Origin of the sequence: Kribbella sp. CA-245084 (assembly GCF_050942355.1) — a bacterium.
GTDB lineage: Bacteria > Actinomycetota > Actinomycetes > Propionibacteriales > Kribbellaceae > Kribbella.
This window is the reverse complement of the sequence record NZ_CP192053.1, coordinates 7481605-7495861: the sequence shown is the minus strand read 5'-3', so window position 1 is coordinate 7495861 and position 14257 is coordinate 7481605. Positions and strand designations below refer to the sequence as shown.

The 14257-nt window shown below is 67.7% G+C and carries 16 protein-coding genes; 7 read left to right on the top strand and 9 right to left on the bottom strand.

The features are described 5' to 3' along the window. Positions 1-67: 67 nt before the first annotated feature. The 5 genes from ACQPYH_RS35585 to ACQPYH_RS35565 form a co-directional block, all read right to left on the bottom strand. On the bottom strand, positions 68-820 hold the full coding sequence (locus ACQPYH_RS35585) for a succinate dehydrogenase/fumarate reductase iron-sulfur subunit (RefSeq protein WP_432880606.1): 753 nt from the start codon (positions 818-820) through the stop codon (positions 68-70). After that, positions 817-2694 carry a fumarate reductase/succinate dehydrogenase flavoprotein subunit gene (locus ACQPYH_RS35580; RefSeq protein ID WP_432880603.1) on the bottom strand — a complete coding sequence of 626 codons (1878 nt, stop codon included), beginning with the start codon at positions 2692-2694 and terminating at the stop codon, positions 817-819. Before ACQPYH_RS35580 ends, ACQPYH_RS35585 begins: the two co-directional genes overlap by 4 nt. A 16-nt stretch (positions 2695-2710) precedes the next feature. After that, entirely contained in the window at positions 2711-3511 is an 801-nt protein-coding gene (locus tag ACQPYH_RS35575) for a hypothetical protein (RefSeq protein WP_432880601.1), read from the bottom strand. Continuing rightward, the gene (locus ACQPYH_RS35570; protein WP_130440173.1) at positions 3511-3804 is read right to left on the bottom strand and encodes a hypothetical protein; all 294 of its coding nucleotides are present in this window, start codon (positions 3802-3804) and stop codon (positions 3511-3513) included. Before ACQPYH_RS35570 ends, ACQPYH_RS35575 begins: the two co-directional genes overlap by 1 nt. A gap of 102 nt (positions 3805-3906) precedes the next feature. Further along, positions 3907-4539, bottom strand: coding sequence for a hypothetical protein (locus ACQPYH_RS35565; RefSeq protein ID WP_432880599.1), 633 nt, complete (start codon positions 4537-4539; stop codon positions 3907-3909). Positions 4540-4588: 49 nt separating this feature from the next. Between ACQPYH_RS35565 and ACQPYH_RS35560 the strand changes: the two genes are divergently transcribed. The 5 genes from ACQPYH_RS35560 (at position 4589) to ACQPYH_RS35540 (ending at position 8838) form a co-directional block, all read left to right on the top strand. After that, positions 4589-4951 (top strand): (deoxy)nucleoside triphosphate pyrophosphohydrolase, encoded by a 363-nt coding sequence (locus tag ACQPYH_RS35560; protein ID WP_432880597.1) that lies wholly within the window; start codon positions 4589-4591, stop codon positions 4949-4951. Between the two features lie 140 nt (positions 4952-5091). Then, complete coding sequence (locus ACQPYH_RS35555) at positions 5092-5403, top strand: response regulator transcription factor (RefSeq protein WP_432880594.1); 312 nt, start codon at positions 5092-5094, stop codon at positions 5401-5403. 35 nt (positions 5404-5438) lie between these two features. Continuing rightward, positions 5439-6350 (top strand): N-acetyl-1-D-myo-inositol-2-amino-2-deoxy-alpha-D-glucopyranoside deacetylase, encoded by a 912-nt coding sequence (gene mshB / locus ACQPYH_RS35550; RefSeq protein WP_432880591.1) that lies wholly within the window; start codon positions 5439-5441, stop codon positions 6348-6350. A gap of 85 nt (positions 6351-6435) precedes the next feature. Then, entirely contained in the window at positions 6436-6954 is a 519-nt protein-coding gene (locus ACQPYH_RS35545; RefSeq protein WP_432880588.1) for a flavin reductase family protein, read from the top strand. Between the two features lie 111 nt (positions 6955-7065). Next, on the top strand, positions 7066-8838 hold the full coding sequence (locus ACQPYH_RS35540; protein WP_432880585.1) for a VanW family protein: 1773 nt from the start codon (positions 7066-7068) through the stop codon (positions 8836-8838). Between the two features lie 34 nt (positions 8839-8872). Here ACQPYH_RS35540 and ACQPYH_RS35535 read toward each other — a convergent pair whose 3' ends face one another. Further along, the gene (locus ACQPYH_RS35535) at positions 8873-9310 is read right to left on the bottom strand and encodes a type II toxin-antitoxin system PemK/MazF family toxin (RefSeq protein ID WP_432880583.1); all 438 of its coding nucleotides are present in this window, start codon (positions 9308-9310) and stop codon (positions 8873-8875) included. Between the two features lie 54 nt (positions 9311-9364). Here ACQPYH_RS35535 and ACQPYH_RS35530 point away from each other — a divergent pair, with 54 nt between their 5' ends. After that, complete coding sequence (locus tag ACQPYH_RS35530; protein ID WP_432880580.1) at positions 9365-10741, top strand: MFS transporter; 1377 nt, start codon at positions 9365-9367, stop codon at positions 10739-10741. Here the strand turns inward: ACQPYH_RS35530 and ACQPYH_RS35525 are convergent. Beyond that, complete coding sequence (locus tag ACQPYH_RS35525; RefSeq protein WP_432880578.1) at positions 10723-11649, bottom strand: GNAT family N-acetyltransferase; 927 nt, start codon at positions 11647-11649, stop codon at positions 10723-10725. The two genes, ACQPYH_RS35530 and ACQPYH_RS35525, sit on opposite strands and share 19 nt — an antisense overlap. Positions 11650-11766: 117 nt before the next feature. Between ACQPYH_RS35525 and fdxA the strand changes: the two genes are divergently transcribed. After that, on the top strand, positions 11767-12093 hold the full coding sequence (fdxA, locus tag ACQPYH_RS35520; protein ID WP_012923087.1) for a ferredoxin: 327 nt from the start codon (positions 11767-11769) through the stop codon (positions 12091-12093). 102 nt (positions 12094-12195) lie between these two features. On the opposite strand, the gene ACQPYH_RS35515 is transcribed toward fdxA, so the two are convergent. Continuing rightward, positions 12196-13143, bottom strand: a complete 948-nt coding sequence (locus tag ACQPYH_RS35515; protein ID WP_432880575.1) for a hypothetical protein — start codon at positions 13141-13143, stop codon at positions 12196-12198. Positions 13144-13280: 137 nt separating this feature from the next. Further along, positions 13281-14219 (bottom strand): 2,3,4,5-tetrahydropyridine-2,6-dicarboxylate N-succinyltransferase, encoded by a 939-nt coding sequence (dapD, locus tag ACQPYH_RS35510; protein ID WP_432880572.1) that lies wholly within the window; start codon positions 14217-14219, stop codon positions 13281-13283. Positions 14220-14257 lie beyond the last annotated feature (38 nt).

Below are 14257 nucleotides of genomic sequence, written 5' to 3'. Positions count from 1 at the left end.
AAGCTGCCCCGGCAAGACAACGGCCCCGGAACCAGGGTTCGGTTCCGGGGCCGTGCTGTCAGCTACCTCAGGCCGGGCGGCGGCGGATCTTGTTGCCGAGCCAGACGATCGGGTCGTACTTGCGGTCGGCGACGCGCTCCTTCATCGGGATCAGCGCGTTGTCGGTGATCTTGATGTGCTCGGGGCACACCTCGGTGCAGCACTTGGTGATGTTGCAGAAGCCGAGGCCGTGCTGGTCCTGGGCCGCGTGCTGCCGGTCGGCGGCGTCGAGCGGGTGCATGTCCAGCTCGGCGACGCGCATCAGGAACCGGGGACCGGAGAACGACTCCTTGTTCTCCTCGTGGTCCCGGATCACGTGGCAGGTGTCCTGGCACAGGAAGCACTCGATGCACTTGCGGAACTCCTGCGAGCGCTCGACGTCGACCTGCTGCATCCGGTACTCGCCCGGCTTCAGGTCCGCCGGCGGCTTGAAGGCCGGGATCTCGCGGGCCTTCTGGTAGTTGAACGAGACGTCAGTGACCAGGTCCCGGATCACCGGGAACGTGCGCATCGGCGTGACCGTGACGACCTCGTCCTCTTCGAACGTGTTCATCCGGCACATGCACATCAGCTTCGGCATGCCGTTGATCTCGGCGCTGCAGGAGCCGCACTTGCCGGCCTTGCAGTTCCACCGGACCGCCATGTCCGGCGTCTGGGTCGCCTGCAGCCGGTGGATGACGTCGAGGACGACCTCGCCCTCGTTCACCTCGACCTCGTAGTCCTTGAGCTCGCCGCCCTCGGAGTCCCCGCGCCAGACGCGGAATTTGCCCTTGTAACTCATTTGGCCGGCAGCTCCTCATCTGTCAGGTACTTCGATAGCTCGTCGAGCTCGAACAGCTCCAGCAGGTCCTCGCGCATCGGGATCTGCTGCTCCTCGGTGACGTTCACGTGGCCCTCGGCGTCGAGCTTGCAGACCAGCAGCTTCTTGCGCCACTCCGGCGACATCCCCGGGAAGTCGTCGCGGGTGTGACCGCCGCGCGACTCCTGCCGCAGCAACGCCGCACCGGCCACGCACTCCGACACGGTCAGCATGTTCCGCAGGTCGAGCGCCAGGTGCCAGCCCGGGTTGAACTGACGGTGACCCTCCACCGTCATCTTCGCGATCCGGCCGCGGAACTCGGCCAGCCGGCCGAGCGCACGCTCCATCTCCTCTTCCTTGCGGATGATGCCGACCAGGTCGTTCATCGACTGCTGCAGGTCCTGGTGGATCGAGTACGGGTTCTCGCCGCCCTCGAGCTCGAACGGCGCCAGCGCCTCGACCGCGGCCGCGTCCACATCGGCCTCGTCGATCTTCGGCCGCTCCTGCAGCCTGTCGATGTACGTCGCGGCGCCCATGCCGGCCCGCCGTCCGAAGACGAGCAGGTCGGACAGCGAGTTGCCGCCGAGCCGGTTCGAGCCGTGCATGCCGCCGGCAACCTCACCGGCCGCGAACAGACCGGGCACCGTCGACGACGCGGTGTCCGGGTCGACCTCGACGCCGCCCATCACGTAGTGGCAGGTCGGACCGACCTCCATCGGCTCCTTGGTGATGTCGACGTCCGCCAGCTCCTTGAACTGGTGGTGCATCGACGGGAGCCGCCGGGTGATCTCCTCGGCCGGCAGCCGGGTCGACACGTCCAGGAAGACACCGCCGTGCGGCGTACCCCGGCCGGCCTTCACCTCGGAGTTGATCGCGCGTGCGACCTCGTCCCGCGGCAGCAGCTCCGGTGGGCGCCGGTTGTTGTCGGCGTCCTTGTACCAGCGGTCGGCCTCTTCCTCGTTGTCCGCGTACTGCGCCCGGAACACGTCCGGCACGTAGTCGAACATGAACCGCTTGCCCTCGGAGTTCTTCAGTACGCCGCCGTCGCCGCGGACCGACTCCGTGACCAGGATCCCCTTCACCGACGGCGGCCAGACCATGCCGGTCGGGTGGAACTGGATGAACTCCATGTTGATCAGCGTCGCGCCGGCCCGCATGGCCAGCGCGTGCCCGTCACCGGTGTACTCCCAGGAGTTCGAGGTGACCTTGAAGGACTTGCCGACACCACCGGTCGCCAGCACGACGGCGGGGGCGTCGAACAGGATGAACCGGCCGGACTCACGCCAGTACCCGAAGGCGCCGGAGATCGCGTCGCCGTCCTTCATCAGCTCGGTGATCGTGCACTCGGCGTACACCTTGAGGTTGGCCTCGTAGTCGCCGGTGGCCTCGAAGTCCTCCTGCTGCAGCGAGACGATCTTCTGCTGCAGGGTGCGGATCAGTTCCAGGCCGGTGCGGTCGCCGACGTGCGCGAGCCGCGGGTACGTGTGGCCGCCGAAGTTGCGCTGGCTGATCCGGCCGTCGGGCGTGCGGTCGAACAGCGCGCCGTACGTCTCCAGCTCCCAGACCCGGTCGGGAGCCTCCTGCGCGTGCAGCTCGGCCATCCGCCAGTTGTTCAGGAACTTCCCGCCGCGCATCGTGTCGCGGTAGTGGACCTGCCAGTTGTCGTTGGAGTTCGCGTTGCCCATCGCGGCCGCGCAACCGCCCTCGGCCATCACCGTGTGCGCCTTGCCGAACAGCGACTTGCAGATGATCGCGGTCTTCTTGCCCTGCTCACGGGCCTCGATCGCCGCGCGCAGACCGGCGCCGCCGGCCCCGATCACGACGACGTCGTAGGAGTGTCGTTCCAGCTCAGTCATATCTCGAGATTCCCGGTCAGTTGATGAAGCGCAGGTCGGAGAACCATCCGGCCGAGACGGCCATGATGTAGAAGTCGGTCAGGATCACGGTGAACAGCGACGTCATCGCGAAAGTGCCGTGCTTCGGGTTCAGCTTGGACACGAAGGTCCAGTACCGATAGCGCATCGGGTGCTTGGAGAAGTTCTTCAGCCGGCCGCCGACGATGTGGCGGCAGGCGTGGCAGGACAACGTGTACAGCCACAGGCAGACCAGGTTGACCCAGATGATCAGGGTGCCGAGTCCGATACCGAAGCCGCCGTCCTTGCCGTGGAAGGCCTGGGCGCCGTCGTAGATGTTCAGCACACCGAAGATCAGCGCGCCGTAGAAGAAGTAGCGGTGCAGGTTCAGCGCGACCAGCGGGAACTTGCGCTCACCGGTGTAGGTCTTGTGCGGCTCGGGCACCGCACACGCGGCCGGCGCGAAGAACAGCGACCGGTAGCCCGCCTTGCGGTAGTAGTAGCAGGTGCCGCGGAAGCCGGCCAGGATCACGAACGTGATCAGGCTGAACGGCACGAACCGCGGGAAGTCGCCGAACCAGGTGCCGAGGTGGCTGGAGCCTTCGACACAACTGCTGGTGACACAGGGCGAGTACAGCGGTGTCAGGTAGTGGAAGTCACTGACCCAGTACCACTTGTTCATGAAGATCCGGATCGTCGCGTAGACGACGAAGAACAGCAGGATCACGCCGATGCGCAGCGGCGCGAGCCACCATCGATCCGTTCTTGCGGTCTTGAGGCCGATCTGCGCGCGGCCCGGGCTGTCTACTCCGGTAGCCATCAGGGAGCGTGCCTGTCAGGCGCGCCGAAGCCTTCATGCTCCGCGTCTGTCCACATGGACGCGTCATACTCCACGTCGGGAATCTCCTCGAGTTCCTCCGGAACGGGTCCGGGCCTGTGCCTGGGGTCGGGCGGGCCGAGCTCTGCGAGATCGTCGCTCAGCCGGGCCACGTCGGACACCAGGCGGCGAATGCCAAGGGTGTCACCGTACTCCTGGCTCAGTTTGCCGACGGCACCGTGTAGCCCTTCGAGCGCGCGAGCGACCGCGGCAACGCTGTTGTTGCCTTCACCCATGCCTACTCCAGTGATGGTTATGTAGCTGTCAGTATGGGCACACTTTGCCCCCGCGAAGCGCCCAACGGAAGACCCATCGGTACGGCGTGTTCCCGGTTAGGGTTACCTCAGTTGCGACCGTGCCGAGGGGTGGAGTAATGGAGCGAATCCGGCCTTCAGCACAAGAAGATTCGCCGGTGGGGTAAGCGTCTCGACCTGGTGCAGGCCGGGCGGTCGCAGCGCCTCGCCGTACCCCTGCCAGGACCACGGCAGCACCTGCTGCTCGAGCACCAGCGCCGGACGTCCGTCGAACCGCACCATCGCGCCGTCCGGCAGGTCGGCGAGGTCCTGGGTGGTGGTTCGTTGCCGTCGGGTCCGCGATTCGACCCGTTCGCTGTGCAGTACTGCGTCCAGCTCCGTCGCCCGCGGGCGCTCAGGGAGATCGCGTCCGCGCGCCCAGGCCCCGGCGTACAGCAGGAAATCCCTGCGGCGGCAGTAATGACACGGGCGATGCCCGGCGGCGAGAGCGACGGCCTCGTCGAAGAAGAACAGCGCGGTCCAGCGTCCCGGCGGCATCGGATCGCGCCGGATCCCCTTCCAGTCAAGGACGCAGCAGATCCACGCCTTCGAGCGCCAGCGGGTCGTGCCCAGGCGGCGGTCGGGCGAGTGCAGGCTGCCGCGATTGCCCATCAGGAGACCGCGGCCTGCGTCGGCTACGATCTCCTGGGTGGGCAGAACCCTGTTCTGCAACGGCATACGGGCATCATGTCGGACTCGGCGGACAGTTTCTGGCAGAGTCGCGACAATGCAGACAGTTGTTGGAGTCGCCGTCGTCCGGGACGGTCTGGTGCTGGCGGCGTACCGGGTGGGTGGCGGCTGGGAGTTCCCGGGCGGGAAGGTCGAGCCGGGGGAGACCGACGAACAGGCCGCGGTACGGGAGATCCGCGAGGAGCTCGACCTGGAGATCAAGGTCGGCGACTCGCTCGGCCCGGGCGTGGACATCTCGGCGGACTACCGGCTGCACGTCTATCTGGCCACGGCCGTCGCCGGAGATCCGGCACTGCGGGAGCACGCGGAACTGCGCTGGTTCGGGCCGGCCGAGCTCGACGAGAAGGACTGGCTGGAGCCGGATCGCCCGTTCGTGCGGGCTTTGCGCGACCGACTCTGAGTGGCAGAAGTCACACCGCAGTCCGCCACCGAAACCTCACGCAGCGGAACTGTATGGGTGGTTTGTATGGGTTGTACCTGGTGAGTGGTCCAACCCGCCGACGAGAATCCTGCCCTGAGGACTTCTGGGGAGGAGTAGGTATGTCGGTGTATCCGGCAGTTCCGGTGGTGCGAAGGGAAGCCATCTTCAATCCATCTGGCGCGCCCGAGATCGTGTGCGAGGTGTACGAACTCGGGTCGCACCGGCGGACCCCGGCCGCGGTCAGGGAGCTGACCAGCCGGCAGGTCACGATCGGCCGGATGATGTCGACCGGTGCGAAGGACGCCGCGATCGCCCGGGACCTGGGTCTGTCGCTGCGGACCGTGCGTGCCGAGATCAGCGCATTGATCGCCGGGCTCGGCGCGAAGTCCCGTTTCCAGGCGGGCTGCCTGCTCGTCCGCCGGTTCGGCTGACAGAACTGTCTGAGGGCCGACGTAGGCTTTTCGGCATGGTCGAGCTTGCTGAGCGCCGGTTGATGCTGGTGCACGCCCACCCGGACGACGAAACCATCAACAACGGTGCCACGATGGCGCGCTACGTGGCTGAAGGCGCCCACGTCACGCTGATCACCTGCACCCTCGGTGAGGAGGGCGAGGTCCTCGTCCCCGAGCTCGCCCACCTGGCCTCCGACCAGGACGACGCCCTCGGCGAGCACCGGATCGGTGAGCTCGCCAACGCGATGGCCGAGCTCGGAGTCACCGACCACCGCTTCCTCGGCGGCGCGGGCAAGTATCGCGACACCGGGATGATCTACAACGACGAGGGCAACGCCGACGTCCCGCACGAGACCCGCAAGGACAGCTTCTGGCAGGCCGACCTCGTCACCGCGGCGAATGATCTGGTCCCGCTGATCCGCGAGCTCCGTCCGCAGGTCCTGGTGACCTACGACCAGTGGGGCAACTACGGCCACCCTGATCACATCAAGGCCCACCGCGTCGCGACGTACGCCGCCGACCTCGCTGCCGCGCGCTCGTACCGGGAGGACCTCGGCCCGGCCTGGGACATCCCGAAGATCTACTGGACGGCGATGGCCGAGTCCCGGATGCGCTCGCAGCTGCGGCTGCTCCGCGAGGCCGGCGACACCACGACGTTCGAGGGGATGGACCCCGACGGCCCGATGCCGCCGATGATCACCCCGGACCGGCTGATCGACTGCATCATCGACGGCGAGCAGTTCGTCGACCGCAAGATGCACGCGATGAAGGCGCACGCCACCCAGATCACCGTCGACGGCCCGTTCTTCGCCCTGTCGAACAACCTCGGCAACCAGATCTGGAGCTCCGAGCCGTACCGCCTGGTCAAGGGCACCCCAGCGCCAGGCCCGGACGGCGTCGAGCACGACCTGTTCGCCGGCCTCTAGACGATTCAGCCGGACGACCTGTGAGGTGACCGTTCCCACACGCTCGGTTGAGGCATCAACCTTCCGGCAGGCATAACCTGCAGTGGTGTCCTCATCCGAGCCCAGTGGGAGCGTCCCGCCTGCGGAGTTCCGTACTGCGCTCGGACGGTTCGCGTCGGGGATCACGATCATGAGCACGCTGCAGGACGGCGTCGCGCATGCGATGACCGCGAACGCGTTCACCTCGGTGTCGCTCGACCCGCCGCTGGTGCTCGTCTGCGTGGACAAGGGCGTGCGGATGCATGCCGCCGTGCTCGACTGCGGCTATTGGGCGGCGTCGGTGCTGTCCGGTGCGCAGCGGGAGATCGCGGAGCGGTTCGCGCGGTCCGGGCGGGATCTGTACAGCCAGTTCGACGGCATCGGTACGACGGCCGGCCCGAAGACGGGATGCCCGGTGGTCGACGACTCGCTGTCGTGGCTCGAGTGCCGCACCTGGGCGACGTACGACGGGGGCGACCACACGATCGTGGTGGGTGAGGTGCTGAGCCTCGGCACGGGTGAGCCGACCGACCCGAGCGCGCTGATCTACCACTCCAGTCACTACCGGAATCTCCCGGGAAACTGAGCGTTACCGCGGGGCAATCAGGGGCTGCCCCGGCGGTCGGAAGACCCTTCCGCGTCCCGTAAGATGTGCGCTTGTGCCTTGACCACGGCTCGAGCAGGAGGACTTCGTCCGGTGGGGAGAAAGCAGCTCGCGGGGATCATTGCCGCCGCGGGGCTCGGCGTGCTCGTCGTGGGGTACGGGGCGGCGTTCGCGTTCGCCGGCGACAAGATTCCCGGTGACACGACCGTGCTCGGGATCCCGATCGGCGGTCTCTCGAAGGACGACGCGAAGTCCAAGCTGGACGCCGGTCTCAAGGACCGGATCGCGGCTCCGATCGCGCTGAAGGCGGGCGAGTCGAAGTTCACCGTGGCACCGGCCGACGCCGGGCTGACGGTCGACGTCGATGCCACCGTCGACGCCGCGGGAGCGGGCCGCAGCCTGTCCCCGGCCCGGATCTGGCACGCACTCACCGGCGGGGACGCGGTCAAGCCGGTCGTCGAGAAGGATGATGCGAGGCTCAAGGCCGCCATCGACAAGCTTTCCGCTCAGGTGAACCGGCCGGCCACCGAGGGCACGATCACGTTCAAGGGCACGACGCCGGTCACGCACCAGCCGGCCCCCGGGCTGCAGTTGGATGCCGCGAAGGCGCCTGCGGCCGTGGTAGCGGCGTACCCCTCGGACGGGAACGCGAAGGATCTTCCGGTCGGCGTGACCCAGCCGCAGGCCGGGAGTGACGCGATCAAGAAGGCGCTGACGGACTTCGCTGAGCCGGCCATGTCCGGCCCGGTCCGGCTGACCGTCGGCTCCAAGTCGGTCGAGCTGCAGCCGGCCGAGATCGCGCCGGCGCTGAGGCTGACCGCGCAGGAGGGCCAGGTCATCCCGGCCCTGCGGACGAAGCTGCTGGAGCCGTTGTTCCTGCAGCGGTTCAAGACCCTCGAGTCACTGCCCAAGGACGCGACGGTGCAGATCGTCGGCGCTGGGCCGAAGGTGGTCCCGGCGGTCGACGGCCTGGTCGTCGACCGGGCGAAGGTCGGCGCGGCGATCCTGGCGATCCTCCCGAAGCCCACCGGTGAGCGACGGGCCGCCGTACCGCTGACGCCGACCAAGGCGGCGTTCACCACCGAGCAGGCGACGGCGCTCGGGATCACCCAGAAGATGGGCGATTTCCAGACCCAGTTCCCGCACGCGCCGTACCGCAACACCAACATCGGGACGGCTGCGCGCAAGATCAACGGGACGCTGCTGAAGCCGAACGAGACGTTCAGCCTGAACAAGATCGTCGGCGAACGGACCAAGGAGAACGGGTTCACCGAGGGCTACATCATCAGCGGCGGGAAGTTCGAGAAGGACCTCGGCGGCGGCGTCTCGCAGTCGGCGACCACCACCTTCAACGCGGCCTTCTTCGCCGGGCTGAAGGTTCTCGAGCACAAGGCGCACAGCGTCTACATCTCGCGCTACCCGGTCGGGCGGGAGGCGACGGTCGCGTGGCCGAACGTCGACCTGAAGTTCCTGAACGACTCCGGTCACGGGGTCCTGGTGCAGACGGTCTTCAAGCCCTCGACCCCGGGGAGCTCGGGCAGCATCCGGGTGATCATCTGGGGCACCAAGGTCTGGGACATCACCGCCGGACAGTCGGGGAAGTCGAACTTCAAGCAGCCGGTCGTCCAGTACAACCCCGCCGCGGGCTGCGAGGCCCAGGCGCCGACGCAAGGCTTCGACATCACCATCTACCGGTACTTCGCGAAGAACGGCCAGCGGCTCAAGACCGAGCAGTTCACCACGAAGTACAACGCCGCCAACGACATCCGCTGCGGCCCGAAGCCAGGCACCATCCCGACACCACCGCCGGGCGGCACCACGACGCCTCCGGGCCGGGTCAAGCCGCCCACCCGTCCGGCAAGCTGACGTCCGCGAGCTTCAGTTTGCTAGCTGAGGTTTGTCAGCTGCGGTGGAGCTTGTGGAGCTCTGCGGCCACTTGGTTGAACAGCTGTTCGTCGATCACGGCGCCTTCGCGGCGTACCTGCTGCGGGTCGATGCGTAGGACCCGGTCGAGCCGGACCTCGCTGGGCCGGTGCTCCTTGTCCCAGGACCCGCTGCCGATGTCCAGCCAGACCCGGCCCCAGCGCGCCTCGTCGGCGGCGTCGCGATCGTGGTCCTTGCTGGTCAGGATCAGCGCCAGCAGGTAGACGTCGTCGGAGCCGACCACGAGCACGGGCCGGTCCTTGCCCCGGTGGTGGTCCTCCTCGAACGGCACCCAGGTCCAGACGATCTCGCCCGGGTCGGCCACCCCGTCGTCCGGGTGCGGCTTGTACTCGACGTGCACGGTCCCCTCGAAGTCCCCGGGGTACTCCGGACGCTCCACCACGTGATCCGCCATGGCACGGGATGCTACTGCCCTCACATCTCTGTGGGCTTACACCGTTCCATCGACGTGCTGACCACAGAGACCCGAACCGTCAACCGCGGCGCGATCCTCGCCGTGCTGCTCACCGGCCAGTTCATGGCCAATATCGACACCGCGGTCGCGAACGTCGCCGGCCCGTCGATCGGCGCCGATCTGCACGCCTCCGAGGGTGCGGTCGGCCTGGTCGTCTCCGGGTACGTCGTCGCGTTCGCCGTCCTGTTGATCACCGGCGCGCGTCTCGGCTCGTCGCTCGGGTACCGACGTACTTTCCTGCTCGGCCTGACCGTCTTCACCACGGCATCTGCTCTGTGCGGCCTCGCGCCCGGCATCACCACGCTGGTGGTCGCTCGCTTCGTCCAGGGCGCTGGTGCGGCGCTCATGGTGCCGCAGGTGCTCAGTGGCATCCAGTTGCACTTCCAGGGCCGCGATCGGCTCAAGGCGCTCGGCTACTTCTCGATCGCTCTGTCCGGCGGAGCCGTGGCCGGTCAACTGCTCGGTGGTGTGCTGATCGCCGCGGATATCTTCGGCACTGGCTGGCGGCCGATCTTCCTGGTCAACGTGCCGATCGGCATCGCTCTGGCCGTGGCAGGTCGTCGCTTGTTGCCTGCCGATTCTGTTGCGCGCCGCGACCGCCTGGACCTGACCGGCGTACTTGCTTTGTCCACAACGGTTCTGCTCGTCATCGTGCCGCTCCTGCTCGGCTCCGAGCGCGGCTGGCCCACGTGGTCCTGGCTCTGCCTCCTGCTCAGCCTGCCCGCACTAGCGCTCTTCGAGTACGGCGAACGGCGTACCGCAGCGCGTGGTGGCCGGCCGCTCGTAGCGCGACAGGTGTTGGCCGACCGTTCGGTCCGCGCCGGTCTGCTCGCCCACGGGTGCACCAGCGGTACGTACTTCGCTCTGCTCTTCGTACTGGCCCTCTATCTGCAGGGCGGTCTGCACAAGGGTCCGGCGTACTCCGGCTTCGCCATGGTTGTCTGGGTGGCTGCGTTTGGTCTGGCTGGACCGATCCTGCCGAGGCTGCGCAGGGGAGCGCGTTTGATGCCTGTGATCGGCTGTCTGGTCCTGACTGCCGGCTACGTCTCCGTGCTGGCCTATCTGCTTCTTGGCGGACACACCGGTCCGCTCCTGTTCGCTCTGCTAGGCATTGGCGGGCTAGGGCTGGGTATCAGCGCCAACACCCTCATTGGTGCAGTCACGTCGCGCATGTCCTCGGAGTACGCCGCTGACCTGTCCGGAGTGGTCGCAACGAACGCACAGCTCTCTGGAGCCCTGGGAGTCGCGCTGGCCGGCTCTACCTACGCTGCGCTGGCTGCAGACCCCAGCCGGGCGCTGGAGGTTGTGCTGGCGGGTTTCGTCGTACTGACGCTCATCGGGGCCGGTGCGGCTCACCGACTGGTCAGATAGCGGTACCGGTACGCCTCGCGATACCCGAGCCGCGTGTACGTCGCCATGGCGGCGGCGTTCTCGAGCAGCACCTCGAGGTACGTACGCCGCCCGCCGAGCGGCCCTGCCCAGCGCGCCAGCCCCTGCACGATCGCTGTACCGAGCCCTCGGCGGCGGTAGTCGGCGCACACCCGGATCGCGTCCACGCCGAGCCAGTGTCCCGTCATAGCCCCCCGCCCGACCGCCACAACTTGCCCATCGAGTGTGACCGACGCGAACACTGCGTTAGCGGCTCCCTCGAGAACCTTCGGGGCTACCTCCGGCACTGGGCCTTCGAAAGCAGCCGCGTACCACTGGGCATTCGGCCGCTCAGCCAGCTGTACGGCGTACCCAGGCTCGTCGTTCAAGTGGTCGAGCGTGGTGTGCATAACGAGTACGTCGGACTGCTCCGGCCGGGCGTCCACCCAGCCGCAGGCCTGAATCTCTTCGGCTTGCGGGCTGCCGAGGCGGACCTGGGCCTGTGGAGGAAGGCCTCGCTCGGTGTAGAAGTCCTCCGCTTGTCTGAGGACATCGGTTACGGGCATCCCGGGGCTGCCCGTCGGGAGAAGTGAGTTGCCCCGGCCCGTCCAGCCCGAGGATGCCCGGAGCAACCAGTGGCCGATGTACGCCCGCTCGACCGCCGGGCGGCCCAAGGCGGTGGTCAGGAACAGTTGGTCGACGTCGACCGGCCGGAGCGGCATCTCGGGGATCGTTTTGGCCGCCGTGACGTCCGCGGCCGGGATCTCGTGCACCGTGCTGTCCACGTGCCGGACGGCCAGGCTGTCGGGCTCCCAGGCTTGCAGTACGCCGATCACATCGGTCTGACCGCCCGGTATCCGGTGCCGGACGACGACACGGTGGCCGATATCACGGGCACCGAGGCCTGACACGATCCGGACTCCTGGCAAAGTGGACGAAGTACTACCGTGATACTAGAGACACGAGCATCACCGCATCGCAGCACCCCGAATCCCCCGCTGCGCTTGCCTGTCATAGGAGGAGTAGCAGTGACCTACGTCATCGCGCAGCCGTGTGTTGACCTGAAGGACCTCGCCTGTGTCGAGGAGTGCCCCGTCGACTGCATCTACGAGGGCAACCGGATGCTGTACATCCACCCCGACGAGTGCGTCGACTGCGGAGCATGCGAGCCGGTCTGCCCGGTAGAAGCGATCTACTACGAAGACGACACCCCGGAGCAGTGGAAGGACTACTACACCGCGAACGTCGACTTCTTCAACGACCTCGGCTCGCCCGGCGGTGCGTCCAAGCTCGGCAAGATCGACAAGGACCACCCGTTCATCGCCGCGCTCCCGCCGCAGGAACACGACGAGTAAGTAGAAAAGAAGAGTGAGGGTGGTCGCTGCCCTGCGCCCGCAGGAACACGGCGAGTAAGCACCTGATCACGGAAATGGGACGTCCGGTCGGGCGTCCCATTTCTATTGGTCCAGCACGTCCACGTGGACGTGGTCGAGGTGGCGGAGGATCTTCGGGTCGCCCGAGCGTTCCGGCGGCGTGTAGTCCCGCCAGCCGCTGTCCGACCGGCCGCCGGCGGTCCAGATCTTGTCGCTGAAGATGACCGTCTTGATCTTCAGCAGGTCGGCCCGCGCGACCAGGTACTGCGCGATCGCCCAGCCCGTCGTGGTGTGGGCCGCCGAGATCGGCCGGACGAACACGTCCACGGCCCGTCCGTCGTAGTGCGCCGACCCCTCCATGTGCCCGGTCGAGACCCCGCCCGCGGCGTACCCACCGGTCGACAGCTTCCCGAACGTCCGGACCAGATCCTTCCGGACGGCGTCGGCGCGCGGCGTCAGCCCGTTGGCGCCCATCTTCTCCGCAGGCGCCGAGTCGTTGTTCACGGTGCAGCTGAACACGCTCTTCGACTGCCCGGTCAGCGCGGACGCCAGGACGCGAGCGTCCGCCTCGTGATCGGCGTACGCCGTCGGGAACGCGCTGCGCTGCACCTTGTCCGCGGCGACCGTGATCGCGAGTGTCTGGTAGTTCTTGATCTTCACCAGCGCGTCGTAGAACTTCCCGGTCGCGTAGTACGGGTCCCGGACCTGCGTCGCCGTACCCCAGCCCTGTGACGGCCGCTGCTGGAACAGCCCGAGCGAGTCGCGGTCGCCGTGCGCCAGGTTGCGCAGGTCGGACTCCTGGTACGCCGTGGCGAGCGCGATCGTCGCCGCGCGGGGCGGCAGACCGCGCCGTACGGCGGTGCCCGCGATGATCGCCGCCGACTCGGCCTGCTCGAAGTCGAGCACGACCATCTGCCCGTTCACCGTAGCTGTGCACTGCTCCCGCGGAGGCAAGAGGTTGCCCACCTGCTTGCCGCCGAGCCAGGCGATACCGACGCCGACGGCAAGGCTGAGCACCCCAATGGCACCCACGGCCACGAGAGCACCACGCTTCAACGGCATACCGCTCCCAACGTCCGAGGGCGGGGAACAGGTTCCAGTTCGCCCATCACGAACTGGTTGACGTGTGCAGCCTCACGTTTGTTGGCAAAGTCATACTTTCGTACAGGTCAGGCGTTGGCGTGCAGCGCTTCGTTGAGCGTGATGCCCTCGCCCTTCCGCGGCCGCGCCTCGACCGCGCCGGTGACCGAGTTGCGGATGAAGAGCAGACCGGGCTGGCCGGACAGGTCGCGGGCCTTCACCGCGGTGCCGTCCGGGAGCGTGACCTTGGTGCCGGCGGTCACGTACAGACCCGCTTCGACCACGCAGTCGTCGCCGAGCGAGATGCCGGTCCCGCCGTTCGCGCCGAGCAGGCAGCGCTTGCCGATCGAGATGACCTGCTTGCCGCCGCCGGACAGCGTGCCCATGATTGACGCGCCCGCGCCGATGTCGCTGCCGTCGTCGACCACGACCCCGGCGACGATCCGGCCCTCGACCATCGACGTACCGAGCGTGCCGGCGTTGAAGTTCACGAAGCCCTCGTGCATGACCGTGGTGCCCTCGGCGAGGTGCGCACCCAGCCGGACGCGGTCCGCGTCACCGATCCGGACACCGGACGGTACGACGTAGTCCGTCATCCGCGGGAACTTGTCGACGCTGGTCACGCCGAGGTGCTGCCCCGCGGCGCGCGCCCGCAGCCGGACGTTCTCGATCTCGTCGACCGGGACCGGGCCGAGGGACGTCCAGGCGTTGTTCGGGAGGGCGGCGAAGATGCCGTCCAGGTTGACGCCGTGCGGGCGGACCAAGCGGTGGCTGAGCAGGTGCAGGCGGAGGTACGCGTCCGCAGTACCGCTCGGGGCCTCGTCCAGGACGATCTGGGTCGTCACCACCTCACGGCGCACCTGACGGAGGTCGTCGTGGCCCTCGGCGGCGATCAGCTCGGCCGGCGCCTTGGTGTCCTCGGGTCGCGCTCCGAGCGCGGGCGCCGGGTACCAGACGTCGAGGACGTCTCCAGCGGTCGTCACGGTCGCAAGGCCGAAGCCCCAGGCATGCACGGCGTTCTCGGTCATGGCTACACCCTAATTCGGCGGCGGTCTGGCGCGCGGCG

Coding starts and splice junctions, on each gene's coding strand:
- ACQPYH_RS35575 (WP_432880601.1), bottom strand. CDS start 3,511: ATGGCTACCGGAGTAGACAGCCCGGGCCGCGCGCAGATCGGCCTCAAG.
- mshB (WP_432880591.1), top strand. CDS start 5,439: ATGGTCGAGCTTGCTGAGCGCCGGTTGATGCTGGTGCACGCCCACCCG.
- ACQPYH_RS35535 (WP_432880583.1), bottom strand. CDS start 9,310: ATGGCGGATCACGTGGTGGAGCGTCCGGAGTACCCCGGGGACTTCGAG.
- ACQPYH_RS35570 (WP_130440173.1), bottom strand. CDS start 3,804: ATGGGTGAAGGCAACAACAGCGTTGCCGCGGTCGCTCGCGCGCTCGAA.
- dapD (WP_432880572.1), bottom strand. CDS start 14,219: ATGACCGAGAACGCCGTGCATGCCTGGGGCTTCGGCCTTGCGACCGTG.
- ACQPYH_RS35565 (WP_432880599.1), bottom strand. CDS start 4,539: ATGCCGTTGCAGAACAGGGTTCTGCCCACCCAGGAGATCGTAGCCGAC.
- ACQPYH_RS35585 (WP_432880606.1), bottom strand. CDS start 820: ATGAGTTACAAGGGCAAATTCCGCGTCTGGCGCGGGGACTCCGAGGGC.
- ACQPYH_RS35560 (WP_432880597.1), top strand. CDS start 4,589: ATGCAGACAGTTGTTGGAGTCGCCGTCGTCCGGGACGGTCTGGTGCTG.
- ACQPYH_RS35580 (WP_432880603.1), bottom strand. CDS start 2,694: ATGACTGAGCTGGAACGACACTCCTACGACGTCGTCGTGATCGGGGCC.
- ACQPYH_RS35555 (WP_432880594.1), top strand. CDS start 5,092: ATGTCGGTGTATCCGGCAGTTCCGGTGGTGCGAAGGGAAGCCATCTTC.